Raw genomic sequence first — 17,695 nt, forward strand, 5'->3', positions numbered from 1 at the left:
TGGCCCGGCCATCGCTTCGGTCCGCCGCGGCCAGGCTCGGCCTACGAGCCGTCGCATCGCTTCAGGATCGCCGTACGAGACGGGTGTGCTGTATCTCAAATAATCGTCGATAAGGATTAGGAAGAGCGCCTAAACGCCCCATATAGCCGGGTTTCAGCCGTCCCTGCATCCGATTATCACCGGTGAGTTCCGAGCCAGAACGAATAAACTCTAGGCTCGCGGCGAGGGCGTATGGGTTCAGAGGCACCCGAGGGACAGGGTAGCGATTCGGGAGACGATTCGACCGGCGATTCGACGGGCATCGGGTCGACGACGCGACGTGGCGTCCTCGTCGGACTGACGACGGGCGCCGGCATCGGACTGGGCGCCGCGGCGGCCGCGCGCGGGCCGCCGGCGCACGCCGGCAACGACGCCGGCACCGGGCGCGGCAACAACGGCCGGGCACCCGCGGGCAACGACGACACGCCGGGGCGCGGGCCACCGGATCAGGTGATCGTCGGGACGACGACACAGGCCGCCGCCGACGAGGCGGCCCGGCAGGCCCGCGAGGTGCGTCACAAACTCGACTTCGGCGACCACGGCAAGGCCGTCGCGGGCCGCTTCCCCGAACCGGCGCGGAAAGGCCTCGCCAACCGGCCGGACGTGCGCTACGTTGAACCGGACGCGACGTTCGAGGCCGTGGCGCAGTCGACGCCGTGGGGCGTCGACCGCGTCGACGCCGACACCGTCCACGGCGACGGCACGACCGGTTCGGGAGCCGACATCGCGATCATCGACACCGGGATCGACAGCGACCACCCCGATCTCGTCGACAACCTCGGTTCGGGCACGGCGTACGTCGAGGCCGGCACCGACTACGACGGGAGTAGCTGTAGCGGCAACGGCAACACCTACTACGAGCCCTGGGACGACGACAACGACCACGGCACCCACTGTGCCGGCATCGCGGCCGGCGTCGACAACGGCGAGGGCGTCGTCGGCGTCGCGCCCGGCGCGACGCTGCACGCCGTCAAGGTGCTCGCCTGTAGCGGCACGGGGTATCTCTCCGACATCGCCGCGGGCGTCGAGTATACGGCGAATCAGGGCTGGGACGTGGCGAGCATGAGTCTCGGGTCGTCCTCGTCGTACTCGACGCTCCGGGACGCGTGTCAGTACGCGGTCGATCAGGGCGTGTTGCTCGTCGCGGCCGCGGGCAACGACGGGCCGTGTTCGGACTGTGTGTCGTATCCGGCGACCTACGACTCCGTGGTTGCGGTGAGTGCGACGACGAGTGCCGACGATCTGGCGTCGTTTTCGTCGACCGGGCCGGAGATCGACATCGCGGCGCCCGGGTCCTCGATCCTCTCGACCGTTCCCGGTGGGGAGGCGTATTTCTCCGGCACGTCGATGGCCTGTCCCCACGTGAGTGGCGTGGGTGGACTGTTGATGGCGAACGGCTATACGGGCAGTGAGGCGCGGTCGGCGTTGCAAGGGAGTGCGGAGGACATCGGGCTGTCGAGTTCGGACGGTGGGAACGGATTGCTAGACGCGAACGGGGCTGCGGGAGATCTTCAAAACATGATTGGCGAAGCCGGCACGATTTCGGTCGACGAGAATTGGACGACAGTTACGCTCGAAGGGTCGTACACCGACCCCGTGGTGGTTACGTCCGTGGGGACGTTCAACGACCCCGATCCGGTTCACGCGCGGGTTCGGAACGCCGGGAGCGGGAGTTTCGAAGTGCGGTTGGAGGAGTGGGAATATCAGGATGGGGCGCATAGTGCGGAGTCGGTTCAGTATATCGTGGTGGAGGCGGGTGAACACGATACCGAGGCAGGCGTCCCTCTCGTGGCCGGCAAGACGACGGCCAACGGCGGCGGCTGGACCACGGTCACCTTCACGTCGAGCTGGAACCCGCAGTCGCACGTCTACACACAGGTCATGTCGAACAATGATTCGACGCCGGTCTCAACGCGGATTACGCGGGCCGGTGCCGAGACGTTCGATGTCAGCTGTCACGAGGAGGAGACCAACGAATCGGGGTCGTCCTGGACCAACGATCACGCCGACGAGACGGTCGGCTTCATCGCGACGCAACCCCAGTCTCGGATCGACAACGCTGGCGCCGGCGAGAGCATTGCCTCCTCGATTCCGACGGACGCGTGGACTACGAACCCATTTCAGGAGAGCTACTCCGCCGCGCCCGTGACGGTGCCTCGGATGCAGTCCTTCTTTGGGGGGAACACGACGGACCTTCGCATGAGAAATCTCTCGGCGTCGTCGTTCGATGTACAGGCACAGGAGGAACAGTCTCTCGACGACGAGGTCGCCCACGTTCCGGAGTACGTGGCAACCTTGGCGCTCGAAGCTGGTCCCACCTCGCCTGCGTGACGGACAATCGCTCCGACCGCCGAAATTCCACCTGACTGAGACGTTCGTTTACGATTCGGTCCCAAATGTGTCCTATCAGCTGATCGCTGATTTCTTGACACGTCGTATTAATTGTCTCTCCGATGCGTATCCTCCGCGTCGCACAGAAACTCTACCCTGAGGTTCCAGGCGGCGGGACCTACCACGTCCACGCGATGAGTCGCGACCAGGCCGCCATGGGTCACGATGTGACCGTACTGACCGTCGCGACCGACCCCGAACTTCCTCACGTCGAGGAACGCGACGGCTACACGGTCGTCCGGTATCCGTCGACGCTTTCACTCATCGGCAACGACATCTCAGCCGGGCTCGCCCGGCACCTCGCCACCGTCGACGATTCGGCGTACGACGTGTGCCACGCCCACTCCCACCTCTACTTCTCGACGAACCTCGCGGCCCTGAAAGGCCGACTCGGCGACCTCCCACTCGCGATCACGAACCACGGTCTCTACTCTCAGAACGCGCCCGAGTGGGTATTCGACGCGTATCTACGGACGCTCGGACGGTGGACGTTCAACCGCGCTGATGTTGTGTTCTGCTATACCGACACCGACCGCAATCGCGTTCGTGAGCTTGGCGTCACATCACCGATCAAAATCGTCTCTAACGGCATTGATACTGGGCGATTCCACCCCCAAGGTTCCCAGAGCGATATGATCGATCACAATGGTCCTGTCATCTTGTTCGTTGGTCGGCTAGTGGAGGGAAAACGCCCGACTGACGCCATTCGTGCGCTTGCAGCGGTTCGGGAGACACATCCTAGTGCAGCCCTCTTCATGTGTGGTCAAGGGCCTCTCCGTCCGGATTTGGAGTCACTGGCAGCCGAATTGGGAATCGCTGGCGCCGTTACGTTCCTTGGACAGGTGTCGTACGATGCGATGCCTGGTGTGTACCGCGGAGCCGACGTGTTCGTTTTGCCAAGTCGAGCCGAAGGCGTCCCGCGGACGGTCATGGAAGCGATGGCGACCGAAGTCCCCGTCGTATGTAGCAACTTGCCCCAGATTCGAGAGCTGGTTTCGAGTGGTGGCTATACGGTCGATGTCGGCGATCATGCGGCATTTGCCGAGCGGATCGCTGCGTGCCTTGATGGATCGTTCCCCAATCGTGGGCGAGAGCGCATCGTGCGCGAACACTCATGGACGGATACAGTCGATCGAACGACCGACATCTTAGAGAAACTCGCCGCAACCTGACTCACTGGAGATAGCCAAGATCCTGCAGTCGTGATTCGACATCGTCTGTTTCGGTGGCTGTCTCGCGTGGTGCGGACGTAGCCGTGTTTCGCCGCGATTCGAATGGTAGTTCGACTAGTGGAACCTGTATGAGACCCTCAGCAGGCATATTCGGTGGGTGTCCGTACAGGGGGATTGGAAGCGCCGAGACGCGTTCACCGAAGAGGTTCCCGTGATCGCTCGTGACTACGGTTTTGCCGTTGAGTTCGCCGACCAGTCCGACGACCTCGTCGAGTACGAGTTCCAGATTCTCTTCGTACGCCGTCCGCACGTCGTCGACTGACACCTTTCCCGCCGAGAGGAGTTCCCAAATTGAGAGATGCTCTCGCTCTCGAAGCCCGCCAGTAAATGTCGCATGAGTTCCTATTTCTTGACCCGTTGGGCCGATGAACGGGTAGTGGGGCTGCATATAGTGGACGACTAGTTTCTTGTCCGGATACTTCTGTAGGGCTGCGAGCGCCGCTTCCGTTACGCTCTCTGGACGTACTGTCCGTAGTTTTTCGTCCCAATCACGCTTCCAGACGTGGACGATGTCGTGAAAATGGGATTCGTAACCGGCTAGCTGTGGAGAGGCGGTGACGTAGACGGTGTCGTGTCGATTCGAATTGAAATTCCGTTCGAGAAATTCCGCAGTGTGGCTGGCGTTTGATTCTACTCGCTTCGCTGCCACGTCGAACGGATTGTGTTTCTCGAAGGTGTCGTACCGACAGGCATCAAGGATGATCAGCGTGTCCCACTCTATGTCAATGTGCGACATCGCTGGAAAAGATGCGTACGTGAACGGGCGAACGAGCGACGCGGCTACCTTTCTCTTGGCTGCCTCTGGGAATTTGATCGCCTTCCGAATTTTTTCGATCATTTAGTAGTGCCCCGTCCGTAGCCGGATGGTTCTTCGACGGCCAATAAATAGATAGTCATGTTCGGGATGGACAATCATCTAGCAACCCATTGAGTATCCGCTCTTGTTCGTTGGTCAACTGCTGATCGTCGTCTGGAGCGAACAGCTGTCGGACAATCCGCTTCATCTCTGGTGGACTGTACATATAGACGAACCAGCCAAGGGACAGGACTAAATTAAGCGGCGACAGCCCGAGCCGCGTCACCGCCTGATAGTTGCGCTTAAGCAGGACCCATTTCTGTTCGAACTGTCCCTCGCGACTGATCGATTCCTCATTGATACGGTAGACGAACAGCGGTTCTTCCAGATTTCGTAGCTTCCACCCGTTTGCCGCCATATCGATGAGTATCTCGTAGATCTCGGCGTACTCGGATTTGAACAGATGAGTTTCAGCGAGTGCTTCGCACCGGAACATCGCCGAGCCGATGTGTATCGGGCACGACCTCGCCAGCGCCTTCCGAATCGTTTCGTGTTCAGTCGGCCGATTTCGGATGGTTCGCTCGTTCCGATTTGGGTTGATATAATAAAACGAACTGCCGACGGCACCGACATCCGGGTTTGACTCAAGGAACTCAACCTGACGTTCGAATCGAGATGGAACGGAGAGATCATCGGCATCGTGGAAGACGATGTATTCGCCGTTTGCATGCATTAGCCCTCTATTTCGGGCGAAGCTCTGGTTGACTCTCGGATCGTTCACGAGTATCTTGACACGCTGGAACTCCTCTTCGAAGCGCCGGATTTTCTCGACCGTGTCGTCAGCTGAGTTACCATCGACGACAATGAGTTCGACGTTATCGTACGTTTGGGCAGCCAACGAACGAAGCGTACTCTCGACGTAGTCGCTCTCGTTAAACGTCGGCGTAATCACCGAGATAGTCGGGCGATCCATTGTTGATTCAGCGGTCTACGAATTTTTTTGTCATAGGAGCGCTTGGGTTTTCGGCGGACTTGGGCTGCGTGTAGTACTACCACACTTTCTCCCCTAATTAATTCTCCTCGTTATTTGTAACGCTTCGATCACGAGACTGCGTTGGTACGACTAGTACCCTCTCACGTCTCCTCTGTGATGATCTCTTGGTACAACTCGGCATATTGGCGTGCGGTTTCATCGATATCGAACTCCGAACGAGCACGCTGTTTACAGGCCCTTCCCTCTTCAATTCGAGTTCGCTCGTCGTTATACAGTTCTACGATTTCGGTGGCGAACGTCTCGTAGGCGTGCGGTTGAGCATAGCGTCCACACGTCCCGACCACCTCGTGGAGGACGTCGATGTCGCTGACGACGACTGGTAACCCGCTTGCCATCGCCTCCACCGCAGCCACGCAGAATCCTTCCGATGTCGAACAGATAGCGAAGACATCACTCGTTGCGAGTGTTTGATATACTTCCTCTCGTGGGACGAGGCCGGCGAATCTTATCCCCGTTTCCACGCCGAGCTCAGCAGCTAAGCCGATCAACTGTTCTCGTTCGGAACCGTCACCGACGATTACGAGTTCGGCGCCGGGAATCTCGTCCTGAATCTTGGCAAACGCCCGCACAAGAGTGGCGTAGTTTTTCACCGGAACGAGCCGACCGACCGAGACTATTCGAAGTGGAGTGTCGTTTTCGGCATCCGGCGTCTTTTTCGACGCCATAGCGAGTGCTTGCTCGATCCGATCGATGTCGACGCCGTTGTAGATGACCTCCAGCTTCTCTTCCTCAAGTAGCAGACGCTCGTACCAGCGTAGCGAGCCCTTCGTCTGCTCCGAGTTGGAGACGACTCTATCGGCTAACGGGAGCGTCGGTGCGTTCACCAAATTCTGCAGGAGCGTGAATGACTCGTGATTCCGGTGTTCGGTGTCGACGATTTGGGTGTCTGTCGTTGCGGCGACCGCTCTCGCGATAGAGCCGATAAAATTCTGGTGCGTGTGGAGGAAATCGACCGATGAGAGTTGCTTGTGTAATCGTCGATACGCCGCGATATCGAACCGAGTTTGAGCCCCTAAAGTAGTGACTGGGACCGTGTGATCCGGATCGTCATGGGCCGTTGATCCGTTTGTCGAGTCGTAAAATGTGGCAACTTGAACGTCGATCTCGGAATCCGTGTGTAATTTCTCGGCGATTTCGAGCGGAATAGAGCTTGCCGAGACGCCAGTGACGAGGTGAAGGACCGAAACCATCTACAGAATCTCCTTCACATTCACTAATGAAGCTATCCCGCGTTTTCACTTGAACTACTCGTAACGCGAGTTATACTTAATTCAGTCCCGAATACAACCGCAGTATCGTGTTATACACGCTCTTTTTCAATTCATTCACTTTCCGAAACGTCCTTTTTCCGAACTGTGATGAGAATACCTGCAAATAATACCGTGCCTTCGTGGGATCCTTTTTTACGGCCTGCCGAAACTCGTGTCGGGCGCGGGGCATTTGATCGATTTTGACGTAGAGAAATCCACGAGTGTAGTGGATATACGCCTCTCCCTTCTTATCAAACCGCTCTTGATGTTTTTGCGTGAGTTGGTTTAGTGCGGACAACTTCATCTTCGTATTTTCGGAGAGGCGTCCCTGGTGAAGATAGTATTCCACCAGTTCTTCCGAGATCGGAGCCAAATCATATTTGTCGAGAAACCGAATTAAGAAGTCTCTATCTTGGAAAGCATCTAGTGACTCATCCAGTAATCCAATCTCATTGAACACTTTGGAGCGAAACGTCAAACAAGAGAACCCACCGACTTGATAGTCTCGAACAACTTCTACTAGGTCGGTAACTGCCGCTCGTGCGTAGTTAATGTCTTTCACAGAGGAATCTTGGATGAAACGCTCCGTGGTGTAAACGCCGCCGATACTCTCTGGCAAATCGTCCAGCTCCGTGATAACAGTCTCTAGATGTGTCGGTAGGAACGCGTCGTCCGAGTCAAGAAAACTGATATATGGCGCGGCAGCGGTTCTAATTCCCTCGTTACGCGCCGCATTTGCCCCTCTATTCTCCGTGAGTTGAACATAGCTTATGCGGTCATCGGTATACGATTTCATCACTGAGGGTGTTTCGTCCGTCGATCCGTCGTCAACCACGATGAGTTGGAACTCGTCTAGTGTCTGATTCAGGACGCTGTCAACTGCCCGTGGGAGCAGTTGCGCCCTGTTGTATGTTGGTATGACTACGCTAACTCGAGCCGGTGACATGGTCGCGATTTAATGAACTGTCATGCCACCATATGACTCTACGGAATACATCGAGATACGCGGTGGTAGTGTTCAGATTAGCTGGTTCCATGCGAAGGCGAACGCTTGAAGCCAATTTTCGACGGTGTCTGCTTCGGTGTGACTGAAACAGTTTGAGAACTAGTTTGTTCGACGTTTTAGTTCTCGAAAGATACGTTTAATGCTGTTCCGATTACCATGTTTTTCACATTTGTAATCGAGGCCGTGTCGGTGAAGCGTCGCTTGCAGCCACGTGCGGAATCGACGAGAAAGAGCGCGTTATCGACGAGATGTTTCTCACAGAGTTCCGCAAGGAATATCGCGGTTATCGCTATATTTCTCGTCGGAGAGAGCTTAACGTGCAGCAAGCGGTTTGTCTCAGGATCGACCGCAGCGTACAGCCAGAACCATTCGTCATTGAGCTGGAGCACGGTCTCATCAACCGCAACGTGATCCGGGTCGGCACCGTCTGTGGGCTGTAAATCAGCCTTCTGCACCCAATTGTGAACGGTAGATCGACAGCGCTCAACACCCAAAATATCGGGAATCGAGATGGTATTCGAAAATGATAGTCCTGCCAAATGGAGTCGAATACCGAGCTTCATCGCTAGCTTGGGTGTCGACTCTCGCTCCACAAATCCTAACTCGAAGCGGTCGCTACCGTCGCTAGGGCGGTCGATTTCGAGCATAGACCACTCAAAAAATCGCACCGCCTCATCCTTTATCCTTATCTGAACACCGCCCACCACCTCCGGTATTTCATATAAAATGATTTTACGCTCAAGAGGTATGACCGTTTTAATGTGATGACGGTCAGTCGACCGTGATTAGCAGTTTGTTAGTTCGTCCGATAATTATAATATCTAACAATAAATGATTGACTATATTATTAGGAGTTATTTGGATCACCAACTCAAAAATATCTGTCGAAATTCGATTATTACTTTGGAGTTGAAAGAGACGACTGCGGAATTGTAGCGACGGCTACCTCCGTGTGATCGACATCGTCGGCTCTCAAACACACCCTCATCGAACCACTCAATCTGTGGTGAGGGGCTCCTAGCGGGACGCAGACCCCGATTGCCCGGGGCTGGTCACGTACGTCTATCAGTCCCCGAAACAATTAAATTCAGGTGACACAATTCCATTTTCAAGGTGGCTCACTGGTGAACACCGACTCCGGACCGAGCACCGTTGCCCCATCCGACTTTACCTCCTCTATACCTCCGAGAGGTTCGGATCAGCGATGAACATTCTATACTTCCTCGGCCAGTTTCCAAAGCTCTCCGAGAGTTTCGTCCTCAACGAAATTTACGAACTTGACCGGCGGGGCCATCAGGTCGCCGTCTGTGCGCTCAACAAACCGACCGAGTCCGTTAGCCACCGGGAGTACGACGAACTGGATATCTCGGTACACTGGATCGAGACGCCGCAATACCGGGACGTGACGACGCTCTGCTCAACGACGCTGTTGCACCCCGGCGTAATCAAGAGCGCCCTCCATCCCGGATCTCCGAAACACCATGCCGCCAACCTCTACCGGGCGAAACGATGTATTGAGTTCGTTGAGTGCTTACCCTTCGACCTCGACCACGTACACACACACTTCGCGAAGGGTTCGAACTTCGGGGCTGCGTATGTCTCCGCGTACTACGACGTGCCGTTTACGCTCACGACGCACGCTACCGACCTGTACCGACGGCCGCTTGGGCGGTATAAACCGTATTTACTCCGCGCCGTGAATCGGCTAGTGACCATTTCCGAATACAATCGCTCGTACATCCGAGAGCACTTCGTCGACGACACCCCCATCGACATCGTCCACGCGGGGATCAGACCGGACAAGTTCCGTCCGTCTGGTGACCCACAGGACGGTCGCATCCTGACGGTCTCCCGTCTCGTGGAAAAAAAGGGTATCAGATACGCGATCGAGGCGGTCGCCGAGGTCGCGAAGCACGTTCCTGATGTCGACTACCACATCGTTGGTTCCGGCCCGTTGCAAGACGACTTGGAAGCACTGGTCGCGGAACATGACCTGCACACAAACGTCAACTTTCTGGATACGGTCAGTGACGACCGTCTGCTCACCGAGTACAACGAGGCTCGCTGTTTCCTGCTGCCCTGCGTCGTCGCCGAATCCGGGAACAGAGACGGCATCCCAGTGGCGCTCATGGAAGCCATGGCGATGAAGATACCCCCCGTGTCGACGACGGTGTCAGGTATCCCTGAACTGATCGAAGACGACTGGAACGGGCTCCTCGTTGAGCCCCGGGATCCCGATCTGATTGCCGACGCACTTCTCACGATGATCCGAAATGACTCAAGGTGGCGTGACTACCGCGACCGGACCAGACCCCAGATAGTCGACGAATTCAACATATCACGGGAAGTTGAAAAGCTGGAGACGACCTTCGAGAGGTGTGTTCAGTGATTTGGCGTAGTGGCTCGCGGCCGCGGCTGGCTGCCTCTACGGCCGTATTCCCCCAACGAGACAGCCCATGAGCGTCAAACAGAACATGGATTCGGACCGGATTTCGATTCCCGTCGTCACTGCACTTGTCGGACTTCTCGGACTGTCGTTGTTGAACGGAGCCTTCCCTACCGTTCGGATAGCGTCGTTCAGCTTCTTCCAGATCCACGTCTTCTGGATCATCGGTGTCTGTCTCGTTGGCTACCTCCTCCTCATCCGGAAGAGCGTCGAGGTCTCGGTCCCACTACTCTTTCTCGCGCTCTTCGCCGTGTACGCGACCATGACGATATCTTGGACGACGAGCATTTCCGATACCGTCCGGGCAATCTTCCACATCGTGTCGTCGGCGACGGTAATCGCGGCGATCATCTACACGCTTCGTGGGAAGCGGGACTTCTCGGTGCTGGTCTACGGCTTCTTCGCCATCGTTACGATCACGGTGCTCATCGCGTTCTGGGAATACTGGACCGGGAATCATCTGCCGGTAAGCCGGTTGACAGATCCCTCTCGGGCCAACACGCGAGGGTTCTCAAGTGTTTTCATCAATCGGAACTACTTCGTGTTTCTACTCGCTGTCACCGCGCCCATCCTTGTTTGGGAACTTCTGAGACGACGTTCGGTTGCCGCTCGGTTCGCCACACTCGGTCTTCTAATCACTGCTTTCCGGCTAATCGTCTACAACGGGGGGCGATCCGGGCTCATCGCCGGCAGCTTGGGTGTCGGTGTTACGGTCGTGTTTTGGATTCTGCGAGATAACATTCGAGCGTGGCTTTCGTCGTGGCTACCAGTCTTCACGGCACTCGTCGGCTCGACCACCGTTCTTGGATTAGTCCTTCCGAAGATAGCGAGTAACCCGTTCGACAAGGCTGCATCGTTTGGCCTGTGGAGTCGCTGGCAACTTCTGGACCTCGCTGGGACGATGTTAGTAGAGAAGCCGCTCGGACACGGTATCGGCGCGTTCACTTCGGTTGCCGCCCGCTCGTCGGTGGATACTGGGCGCATCATCAATCCCCATTCTTGGATCGCACAACTCGCCGGAGAAGTAGGGGCTGTCGGATTACTCCTGTTCGTTCTCGCCTATGGGCTTCTAGCCGACCAACTGTTTCAGACGTATCTTAATGGAGACGACGGATACGCACTCCCACTCTGTGTTTCCGTCCTGAGCTTTGCTATCGCCAGCCTCGGCACCGGTGACCCGCTTCACTCCAGCCGAATCTTCTGGGTCATATACGGGCTTGGATTAGCGTACGTACATGTGGTTGTCACGTCCGGTTTTTCGCGCTTTCAGTCCAGTGATCCGCAGGCAGTAAATCTAAACGATCAGAGGACAGATTGAAGCCACCTTCGAGTGACTCATTTCGCCCAAACTGTACGTTAGCAACTAGATTTTTATTTATTGGTGCCACACTTGTGGTTGAATGGACCTTATTGACGAACGGGGGAATCTGTTCGGCCTTCTCAACGTCGTCGATGCCCTTGTTGTCGTTCTGGTTTTTTGTCTCGTCGTAGCAGGGGTGGCACTTGCCGGTGAGGGATTTTCCGGTGATTCGGAACCTCGTGACTTACCAACGACACACGTCACCCTCGATCTCGGTACTCAACCGGATTATCTCCTTAGCGAATTGGAAGAAAACGACACGTACTCACCGGCAGTAAACTCCAAACTCACTATTACCGACGTTCACTTTTCTCCACAAGGGGAGCAAACTAGGGTATTGCTTCGGGCGGAACTCCGAGGTCCGGCGAGCGGTGAGACGTTGAGCTACGATAGCACACCTCCACGACTGGGACGCAGTCTCTCCATTCAGACGGATACGTATGAGGTAACGGGTGTGATCCGAGATGTTGGTTCCAGAAGTACACTCAAAACGCGTGAAATTCCGGTGGTGCTACGGACCGAGTCACCGAGTTCCGGCACCGCCAATATTGCTCCCGACCGGCCTCTCAATGTTGGCAACCGAACAGTCGGGAGGATTGACGAAGTCATCCTCTACCGGACAAGCGACACCGATGGTCGCCTCGCATTCATCAGCGCGACGCTTGACGTATACGCCGGTGCGACGGGAATTCGATTCGGCGGAACACGCCTCCAGCCGGGCACGTCCATCACTTTCCCTCCAGATACGGGATCCCTTTCGTTGACCGTCCTTGATGTCGGCTCGACACTTGATCAAACCACTTCTGATGTTCTGATCAGCAGTATGGTGTCAAGCGAAGTAGCGAGCCGACTCGATACAGGGGACACGTATCGTGTCGAGGGTCGAGACGTGGCTACCGTCGAGTCTGTCACGGTGTACGGTACGGATTCTCCCGATCAGAAGCGCGCGTTCGTCGGACTAAACCTCGTAACGATAGCCCGAGACCAAACACCACACTTCGGCGGAACACCTGTCGAAGAAGATTCCACGATTCGGTTCGTCACAGAAACGTACGAATTAAATGGAGAAATCCGTCGTGTCGGGGCAACCGAGCAACGCGGTGAGCGCACGACTCGAACGGTCACTCTCCAGCTTCGGAATGCTCCTCCCGTAGTCGCAAATGGCGTCCAGGAAGGGATGGTTGAGCGGGCCGCAGGCAGTACGGTTGCGAGAATCACCAACGTCTCCCGTGAGAACTCGACTATCGTTTTGACGAGTCAGGACGGTGGTATTTATCGACGTGAGCACCCCCTCAATCAGGACCTCACAATTACTGCTGAACTCACTCTGTACGAGACGCCTTCCGGAGTTTCGTTCAAAGGGCGAACGATTCAGCAAGGAAGCCGAATTGTTCTTGACCTCGGGCAGATGACAGTCCGCGTAACCGTGGTGTCACTATAGTGTCGATCGATCCGAAACGACCGGAGGACGGCAACTTCCGCATGTGGCTCAAGTCCGTGTACCGACAGTCCCTGCTTGCCGAGGTGGTCGGCGCCTTCAGCGATAACCTCGTCGTCTCGAGTGTCATTTCTGGTTATTTTTCGGTGCTTAAACTCGCTCACCGATCTTCCTCTTATCGCTTTCTCAGGCGGATCACCGAACCAGGCATCGTCTCCATTGATCTTCGAGAAACACGAACGCTCGGCCCAATACTTTCGCTAATCGATTGGGTGAGCCACCATACAACGCCGATTTTGCACAACTCTTGGACGTATCGAACGGTGACCGCTTTCACCAATTGGATTTCACAGTCATTACGGACGGAGTCGGACCAACAGTAACGACGATCAAAACATATTATAATCTGTGGTTATCGACAGGTTCGATATTCTACTTCGGACGAAATCCGCACCTTACGCACTTTTTGACTGTTGAGCCTACGTTTTCGTTACAGATACCCAAGATCTTCCAATCGTGACGTAACGTCCTCTTCGGAGATACTGTCCACCTGTTCGGACGGTTCCGGTTCGTATTTCCCCGAATCCGTCGCTCTCGTCTCTACCCACGGAACGCGCCGCACGCTTGGATGTGGATTTCGTGGAGGGTGGCCGAAAAATCCAAATTCGCCGAACGCATTTCCGTGATCTGCACTGATCACGACGGTGTCGGCGTCCATATTCTCAAGCAGGAGTTCTACGTCGTCGAGTACGTAATTTAAATTCGCCAGATAGGACTCCCACACTCGCTCCTTTGAAATTCGTCCGGCTTCGAGATCGTCCCACACTGATTCCCACTCTTCCCCGAATGTGTAGAGATCGATTGCCGATCCGATCGGATCAGGCACGCTCGGGAAGTGAGGCTGCATGTAGTGTACGAGCAAGCGCTCGGGATTGTGCGAGCGCGCTGTCTCGATGGCTTGGTCGGTAATCGGACGGGCTGGAACCGTTCCTCGCTCGTCGTCCCACGCGTACTTCCACACTTCGTCGATGAGCGCGAACGCGTTGGGATCGACGTGGTCGTTGCTGAATGGGTTGCCCGTGATGTATGCTGTCTCTTGCATCTCTACCCTCCACTCCGGTGTGAAGTTCCGATCCATCCAGACACGTGAGCTACTGGCCTTTGAACGGATCGTCTCCGGGTGTGTGGGGAGAAAGTCATACTTATCCGCCACCTCACCGAGTAAGTCCGGGCGGCACGCATCAAGGATCAACAGCACATCCCACTCTCTGGCAAAGATCGACTCGCCGGGGACATACGGATCGAGCCGAGATGCGGCACTCCGTTTGAACTCGTCGGCGGAGCGTCGCAGACCCGACAGTCCATCCTCCCGGACGTATGAGGCGGACCGTCCGAGCCAGTCGAAGACCGTCATCTATCGATGTATCTCAGCCTCGAAACATATGTCTTTGCTACGGGGCCACACATGATACAGATTAAATCGGTGCATATTGACTTGAGTATGGCCTCATTACCGCTTTTCATCCCGTGTATCGCGTGGCCATACCTATATATCAAACAGACGAAATATACTATCTGACCTTACTGACGGAAGTGCAGTGAGGAGCCAGCATATCATGAACCCGGACACAATCCAATCTGGAATTTCTCGCAGAGATGTCCTTCGCGCGACCACACTCGGTGTTGGAGTGGTGAGTTTCGGTGCGCTCGGTGTCAGAACGCTCTCTTTCCCAGCTACTGCCCAGTCCGTCACGGAAACGATCTATCTGACGGACAGTGCCTTCAGGGCTGACGACCCCGAGCCGACGCGTCTGTTCTCGGTCGACCTGGATACCGGTAGTGGGGAAGCTGTCCTCACAGAGCTTGAGGTACTCCCAGAGCCGAATTTCACGGGCGTGGACGCCATCGCGGCATCACTTGATGGAGAAACGGTCTATCTCATCGACCGGTTATCACGCCATCTCTGTACGTACGACGTGATCGGTGACACGTTCACCGACGAGGGACACATCAGCGGTCTGCCGGAACAGACGGTGCTCGCGTCGTTCGGCCTCGACGGTGTTCTCTACGCGGCCAGCAACGACACGAACGCGCTGTATTCGATCGACTTCGGTGCGTCGCCACCGACCGCGACGGAACTCGTGGTTCTGCAGGATGTGGAGGTCAACGGTGCCGACATCGCCTTCGACTCCAACGGTACCCTGTTCCTCCACTCGAACGCCGACGACACTCTATATACGATCGACTACGATTCCGGGAGTCCGACCTATGGTCAGGCGACCGTCGTCGGTACTGACGAGGGCACATCCTTCACCGGTTTAGCTGTCCGCGATGCCGGCCTCGGTGACCTCGTCGGATCGAGCCGCGAGTTAGAGGCACTCGTCGTCATCGATAAGACCGACGGGCAACGCGGAACAGTCTTCCACATGACGCTTGACGGCAACCCGTACGACTACCGTAACGGTGACATGACTGTGGGTCGGCTGATTGACGATACCTGCGTCGACTGCGAACTCGACGAAGCGGTGAAGTACGAGTTCGAGGACGGCGACTTCGTCCTCGAGGGTGAGGGCGACGACGGGATCAGTTACACGCCCGGCTCCTACGTCTCCAAGGAGGACGAGGAGAACGAACCGATGTCCGTCACCTTCCAGACCGACTACTGTACCCTGTGGGTCGTCGTGAAGGCCGGCCAGGGCTTCGATGTCCAGGAACTTGACGGAACGAACGGGGAGGTCACCGCGACGGCTCCTGACCGGTTCGCCATCAGCTTCGTCGAGTTCTACTGCACCGAGGCAGACGCACAGGAAGCCGCGGACAACTTCCCGTCGAACAACGACAATGGGAACGGCAACAACGGCAACGGAAACGGCAGCAACGGTAGGGCCCGAGGTCGGGGTCGGGATCGGTAACGGACTATCCGGCTAGCACTCCAACCTTACGTCGTATTTTTGTCCGCCATCGATGCAGGGGCTCATTTGCTAAGATTTAGATAACTCCAGGTTGACAAACTGATCATGCGACTAACTGGGGAACTATCTTCGATCCGACTTTCGACGTGAACTGACACGCTTCGATGGGTATGCTCGACACTACGTCAGAATCACCGATTCCTTCGACCCACCGCTACCTCTTCGGGAGCTTGAATGAGTGACAACGAGGCGGATAATGGAGGTCTTGACACCCTCAACTCCATCTCCGAGGGTGCCGGACTATTCTTGATCGGCAAGGGCATCTCGAAGGGATTCGGGCTCGTCACAAACGTCGTCCTCACGCGGTATCTCGGCACGAGCCTCTACGGCATCTACACCTACCTCAACGTCATCTTCTCGCTGTTTACCGTCTTCACGAAACTCGGCGGCGACAAGTCCGTGTTGCGCTTTCTCCCGGAGTATGAGGATCAACCGCGGAAACGACAGGCGATGCTCACGCTCGCGTACGGCACGTCGATCGCCGGCAGCGTCGTCGTCGCGGCTCTCGTCTACTTTGGTGCGCCCCTCGTCTCCGCCTATACGCTCGACGATCCCCTCTTCGTCGACGTGCTCCAGATCACTGCCATCGTCATCCCCTTCCAGACGCTGTCGTTGCTCACGTTTTCGGTGTTCAAGGCCATCGAGCGGATGGACTACAACGTCGCCGTCTCGTCGGTCGCGCGTCCGGCGATCCGGCTCGTATTCATCGGCGGGGCCGTCGCGCTCGGCTACTCGCTCGTCGGGGCCGCAGCCGGGCTCATCGTCAGCGGCGTGTTGACGCTTCTGGTCGCACTCGGGGTCCTGATCAAGAAGACTGACCTCGATTCGATCGCGCGACCGACACGGACCGACGCCGAGCGATACTACGACTTCTCGGTGCCGTTGACGTTCACCCAACTCGGGAGTTTCCTGTACAATCGGATCGACCTCCTGATGGTCGGCTTCCTGCTCTCGGGCTCGGCCGTCGGCGTCTACAACGTCGCAGTCCTCCTCTCGGGACTGCTCTCACTCCCTCTCAGCGCGTTCAATCAACTCTTTCCCCCAATCGCGTCCCGTCTCTACCACGACGGGGAGTACGACGAACTCGAAGACGTCTACGGCACGATCACGCGGTTGATCTTCACGACCGCTCTGTTCCCCGCGGTTGCCGCGTTCGTGTACGCACCGGAACTGCTCCGCATCTTCGGGGAGGGATTCGTTCGAGGAGAACGAGTACTGTGGCTGTTCGTCGTCGCCCAACTGACCAATGCACTCGTCGGACCGAGTGGCTACCTCCTGATGATGTCCGATCACCAGTATCTCACGTTGGCCAATCAACTCACCTCCGGCGTGTTGAACGCGATTCTGAACTACGTACTGATTCTGGAGTTCGGCTTCATCGGCGCCGCCCTCGCAACTGCCACCGTACTGACGCTCATCAACATCGTTCGCGTCGCTCAGGTCTGGTACCTCGAAGGGTTCTCACCGTACGACTGGACGTATCTGAAACCCGCTGCCGCCGGCGTCGTCGCCGGCGGAACGATGTACGGACTCAGTATCGTGCTCTCGCAATACGCGTTGCTCGTCGTCGGCGGCGGTCTCGGTGCTGGCGTCTTTCTGACGACGCTGTATCTCCTCGGCATCCAGGATCGTGATATCGAGTTGGTTCGGAATCTCGTCGAGTGACGATTTCGTCGGACGAAGGGACTTCCGATGGGATCGCTTGGTTCGG

Annotated in this window: 12 protein-coding genes and 1 pseudogene; 7 read left to right on the forward strand and 6 right to left on the reverse strand. The window is 56.6% G+C overall.

Annotated features, from left to right (window positions below; all coding sequences use genetic code 11):
- Positions 1 to 231 precede the first annotated feature (231 nt).
- Together HALNA_RS19280 and HALNA_RS06410 are read left to right on the forward strand one after the other, a co-directional pair.
- The gene (locus HALNA_RS19280) at positions 232 to 2,370 is read left to right on the forward strand and encodes a S8 family peptidase (RefSeq protein ID WP_157573467.1); all 2,139 of its coding nucleotides are present in this window, start codon (positions 232 to 234) and stop codon (positions 2,368 to 2,370) included.
- Positions 2,371 to 2,492: 122 nt separating this feature from the next.
- Complete coding sequence (locus HALNA_RS06410; protein WP_049935573.1) at positions 2,493 to 3,602, forward strand: glycosyltransferase family 4 protein; 1,110 nt, start codon at positions 2,493 to 2,495, stop codon at positions 3,600 to 3,602.
- Between the two features lies 1 nt (position 3,603).
- On the opposite strand, the gene HALNA_RS19285 is transcribed toward HALNA_RS06410, so the two are convergent.
- The 5 genes and pseudogenes from HALNA_RS19285 to HALNA_RS06430 all read right to left on the reverse strand — a co-directional run bounded on the left by HALNA_RS19285 (position 3,604) and on the right by HALNA_RS06430 (position 8,415).
- A complete protein-coding gene (locus HALNA_RS19285; RefSeq protein WP_211225996.1) occupies positions 3,604 to 4,500 on the reverse strand; it encodes an alkaline phosphatase family protein in 897 nt (298 codons plus the stop codon).
- Positions 4,501 to 4,555: 55 nt separating this feature from the next.
- A complete protein-coding gene (locus HALNA_RS06415) occupies positions 4,556 to 5,410 on the reverse strand; it encodes a glycosyltransferase family 2 protein (protein WP_169719017.1) in 855 nt (284 codons plus the stop codon).
- Positions 5,411 to 5,592: 182 nt separating this feature from the next.
- Entirely contained in the window at positions 5,593 to 6,702 is a 1,110-nt protein-coding gene (locus HALNA_RS06420) for a glycosyltransferase family 4 protein (protein ID WP_049935575.1), read from the reverse strand.
- 76 nt (positions 6,703 to 6,778) lie between these two features.
- Positions 6,779 to 7,708 (reverse strand): glycosyltransferase family 2 protein, encoded by a 930-nt coding sequence (locus HALNA_RS06425; RefSeq protein WP_049935576.1) that lies wholly within the window; start codon positions 7,706 to 7,708, stop codon positions 6,779 to 6,781.
- Between the two features lie 72 nt (positions 7,709 to 7,780).
- A pseudogene (locus HALNA_RS06430) lies at positions 7,781 to 8,415 on the reverse strand (IS6 family transposase).
- Between the two features lie 557 nt (positions 8,416 to 8,972).
- Here HALNA_RS06430 and HALNA_RS06435 point away from each other — a divergent pair.
- The 3 genes from HALNA_RS06435 to HALNA_RS19290 all read left to right on the forward strand — a co-directional run bounded on the left by HALNA_RS06435 (position 8,973) and on the right by HALNA_RS19290 (position 13,015).
- Positions 8,973 to 10,157 carry a glycosyltransferase gene (locus HALNA_RS06435; protein WP_049935577.1) on the forward strand — a complete coding sequence of 395 codons (1,185 nt, stop codon included), beginning with the start codon at positions 8,973 to 8,975 and terminating at the stop codon, positions 10,155 to 10,157.
- Between the two features lie 67 nt (positions 10,158 to 10,224).
- The gene (locus HALNA_RS06440) at positions 10,225 to 11,532 is read left to right on the forward strand and encodes an O-antigen ligase family protein (protein WP_049935578.1); all 1,308 of its coding nucleotides are present in this window, start codon (positions 10,225 to 10,227) and stop codon (positions 11,530 to 11,532) included.
- 82 nt (positions 11,533 to 11,614) lie between these two features.
- Positions 11,615 to 13,015 carry a DUF4330 family protein gene (locus tag HALNA_RS19290; protein ID WP_084509928.1) on the forward strand — a complete coding sequence of 467 codons (1,401 nt, stop codon included), beginning with the start codon at positions 11,615 to 11,617 and terminating at the stop codon, positions 13,013 to 13,015.
- A 487-nt stretch (positions 13,016 to 13,502) separates the two neighbouring features.
- On the opposite strand, the gene HALNA_RS06445 is transcribed toward HALNA_RS19290, so the two are convergent.
- Positions 13,503 to 14,426, reverse strand: coding sequence for an alkaline phosphatase family protein (locus HALNA_RS06445; protein WP_049935579.1), 924 nt, complete (start codon positions 14,424 to 14,426; stop codon positions 13,503 to 13,505).
- A gap of 277 nt (positions 14,427 to 14,703) precedes the next feature.
- Here HALNA_RS06445 and HALNA_RS06450 point away from each other — a divergent pair, with 277 nt between their 5' ends.
- Together HALNA_RS06450 and HALNA_RS06455 are read left to right on the forward strand one after the other, a co-directional pair.
- Positions 14,704 to 15,924 carry an NHL repeat-containing protein gene (locus tag HALNA_RS06450; protein ID WP_157573468.1) on the forward strand — a complete coding sequence of 407 codons (1,221 nt, stop codon included), beginning with the start codon at positions 14,704 to 14,706 and terminating at the stop codon, positions 15,922 to 15,924.
- Between the two features lie 234 nt (positions 15,925 to 16,158).
- The gene (locus HALNA_RS06455; RefSeq protein WP_049935581.1) at positions 16,159 to 17,649 is read left to right on the forward strand and encodes a flippase; all 1,491 of its coding nucleotides are present in this window, start codon (positions 16,159 to 16,161) and stop codon (positions 17,647 to 17,649) included.
- Positions 17,650 to 17,695: the final 46 nt, after the last annotated feature.

The organism is Haloplanus natans DSM 17983 (assembly GCF_000427685.1).
GTDB lineage: Archaea > Halobacteriota > Halobacteria > Halobacteriales > Haloferacaceae > Haloplanus > Haloplanus natans.

Coding starts and splice junctions, on each gene's coding strand:
- HALNA_RS06440 (WP_049935578.1), top strand. CDS start 10,225: ATGAGCGTCAAACAGAACATGGATTCGGACCGGATTTCGATTCCCGTC.
- HALNA_RS06445 (WP_049935579.1), bottom strand. CDS start 14,426: ATGACGGTCTTCGACTGGCTCGGACGGTCCGCCTCATACGTCCGGGAG.
- HALNA_RS06435 (WP_049935577.1), top strand. CDS start 8,973: ATGAACATTCTATACTTCCTCGGCCAGTTTCCAAAGCTCTCCGAGAGT.
- HALNA_RS06425 (WP_049935576.1), bottom strand. CDS start 7,708: ATGTCACCGGCTCGAGTTAGCGTAGTCATACCAACATACAACAGGGCG.
- HALNA_RS19280 (WP_157573467.1), top strand. CDS start 232: ATGGGTTCAGAGGCACCCGAGGGACAGGGTAGCGATTCGGGAGACGAT.
- HALNA_RS19290 (WP_084509928.1), top strand. CDS start 11,615: ATGGACCTTATTGACGAACGGGGGAATCTGTTCGGCCTTCTCAACGTC.
- HALNA_RS19285 (WP_211225996.1), bottom strand. CDS start 4,500: ATGATCGAAAAAATTCGGAAGGCGATCAAATTCCCAGAGGCAGCCAAG.
- HALNA_RS06410 (WP_049935573.1), top strand. CDS start 2,493: ATGCGTATCCTCCGCGTCGCACAGAAACTCTACCCTGAGGTTCCAGGC.
- HALNA_RS06455 (WP_049935581.1), top strand. CDS start 16,159: ATGAGTGACAACGAGGCGGATAATGGAGGTCTTGACACCCTCAACTCC.
- HALNA_RS06420 (WP_049935575.1), bottom strand. CDS start 6,702: ATGGTTTCGGTCCTTCACCTCGTCACTGGCGTCTCGGCAAGCTCTATT.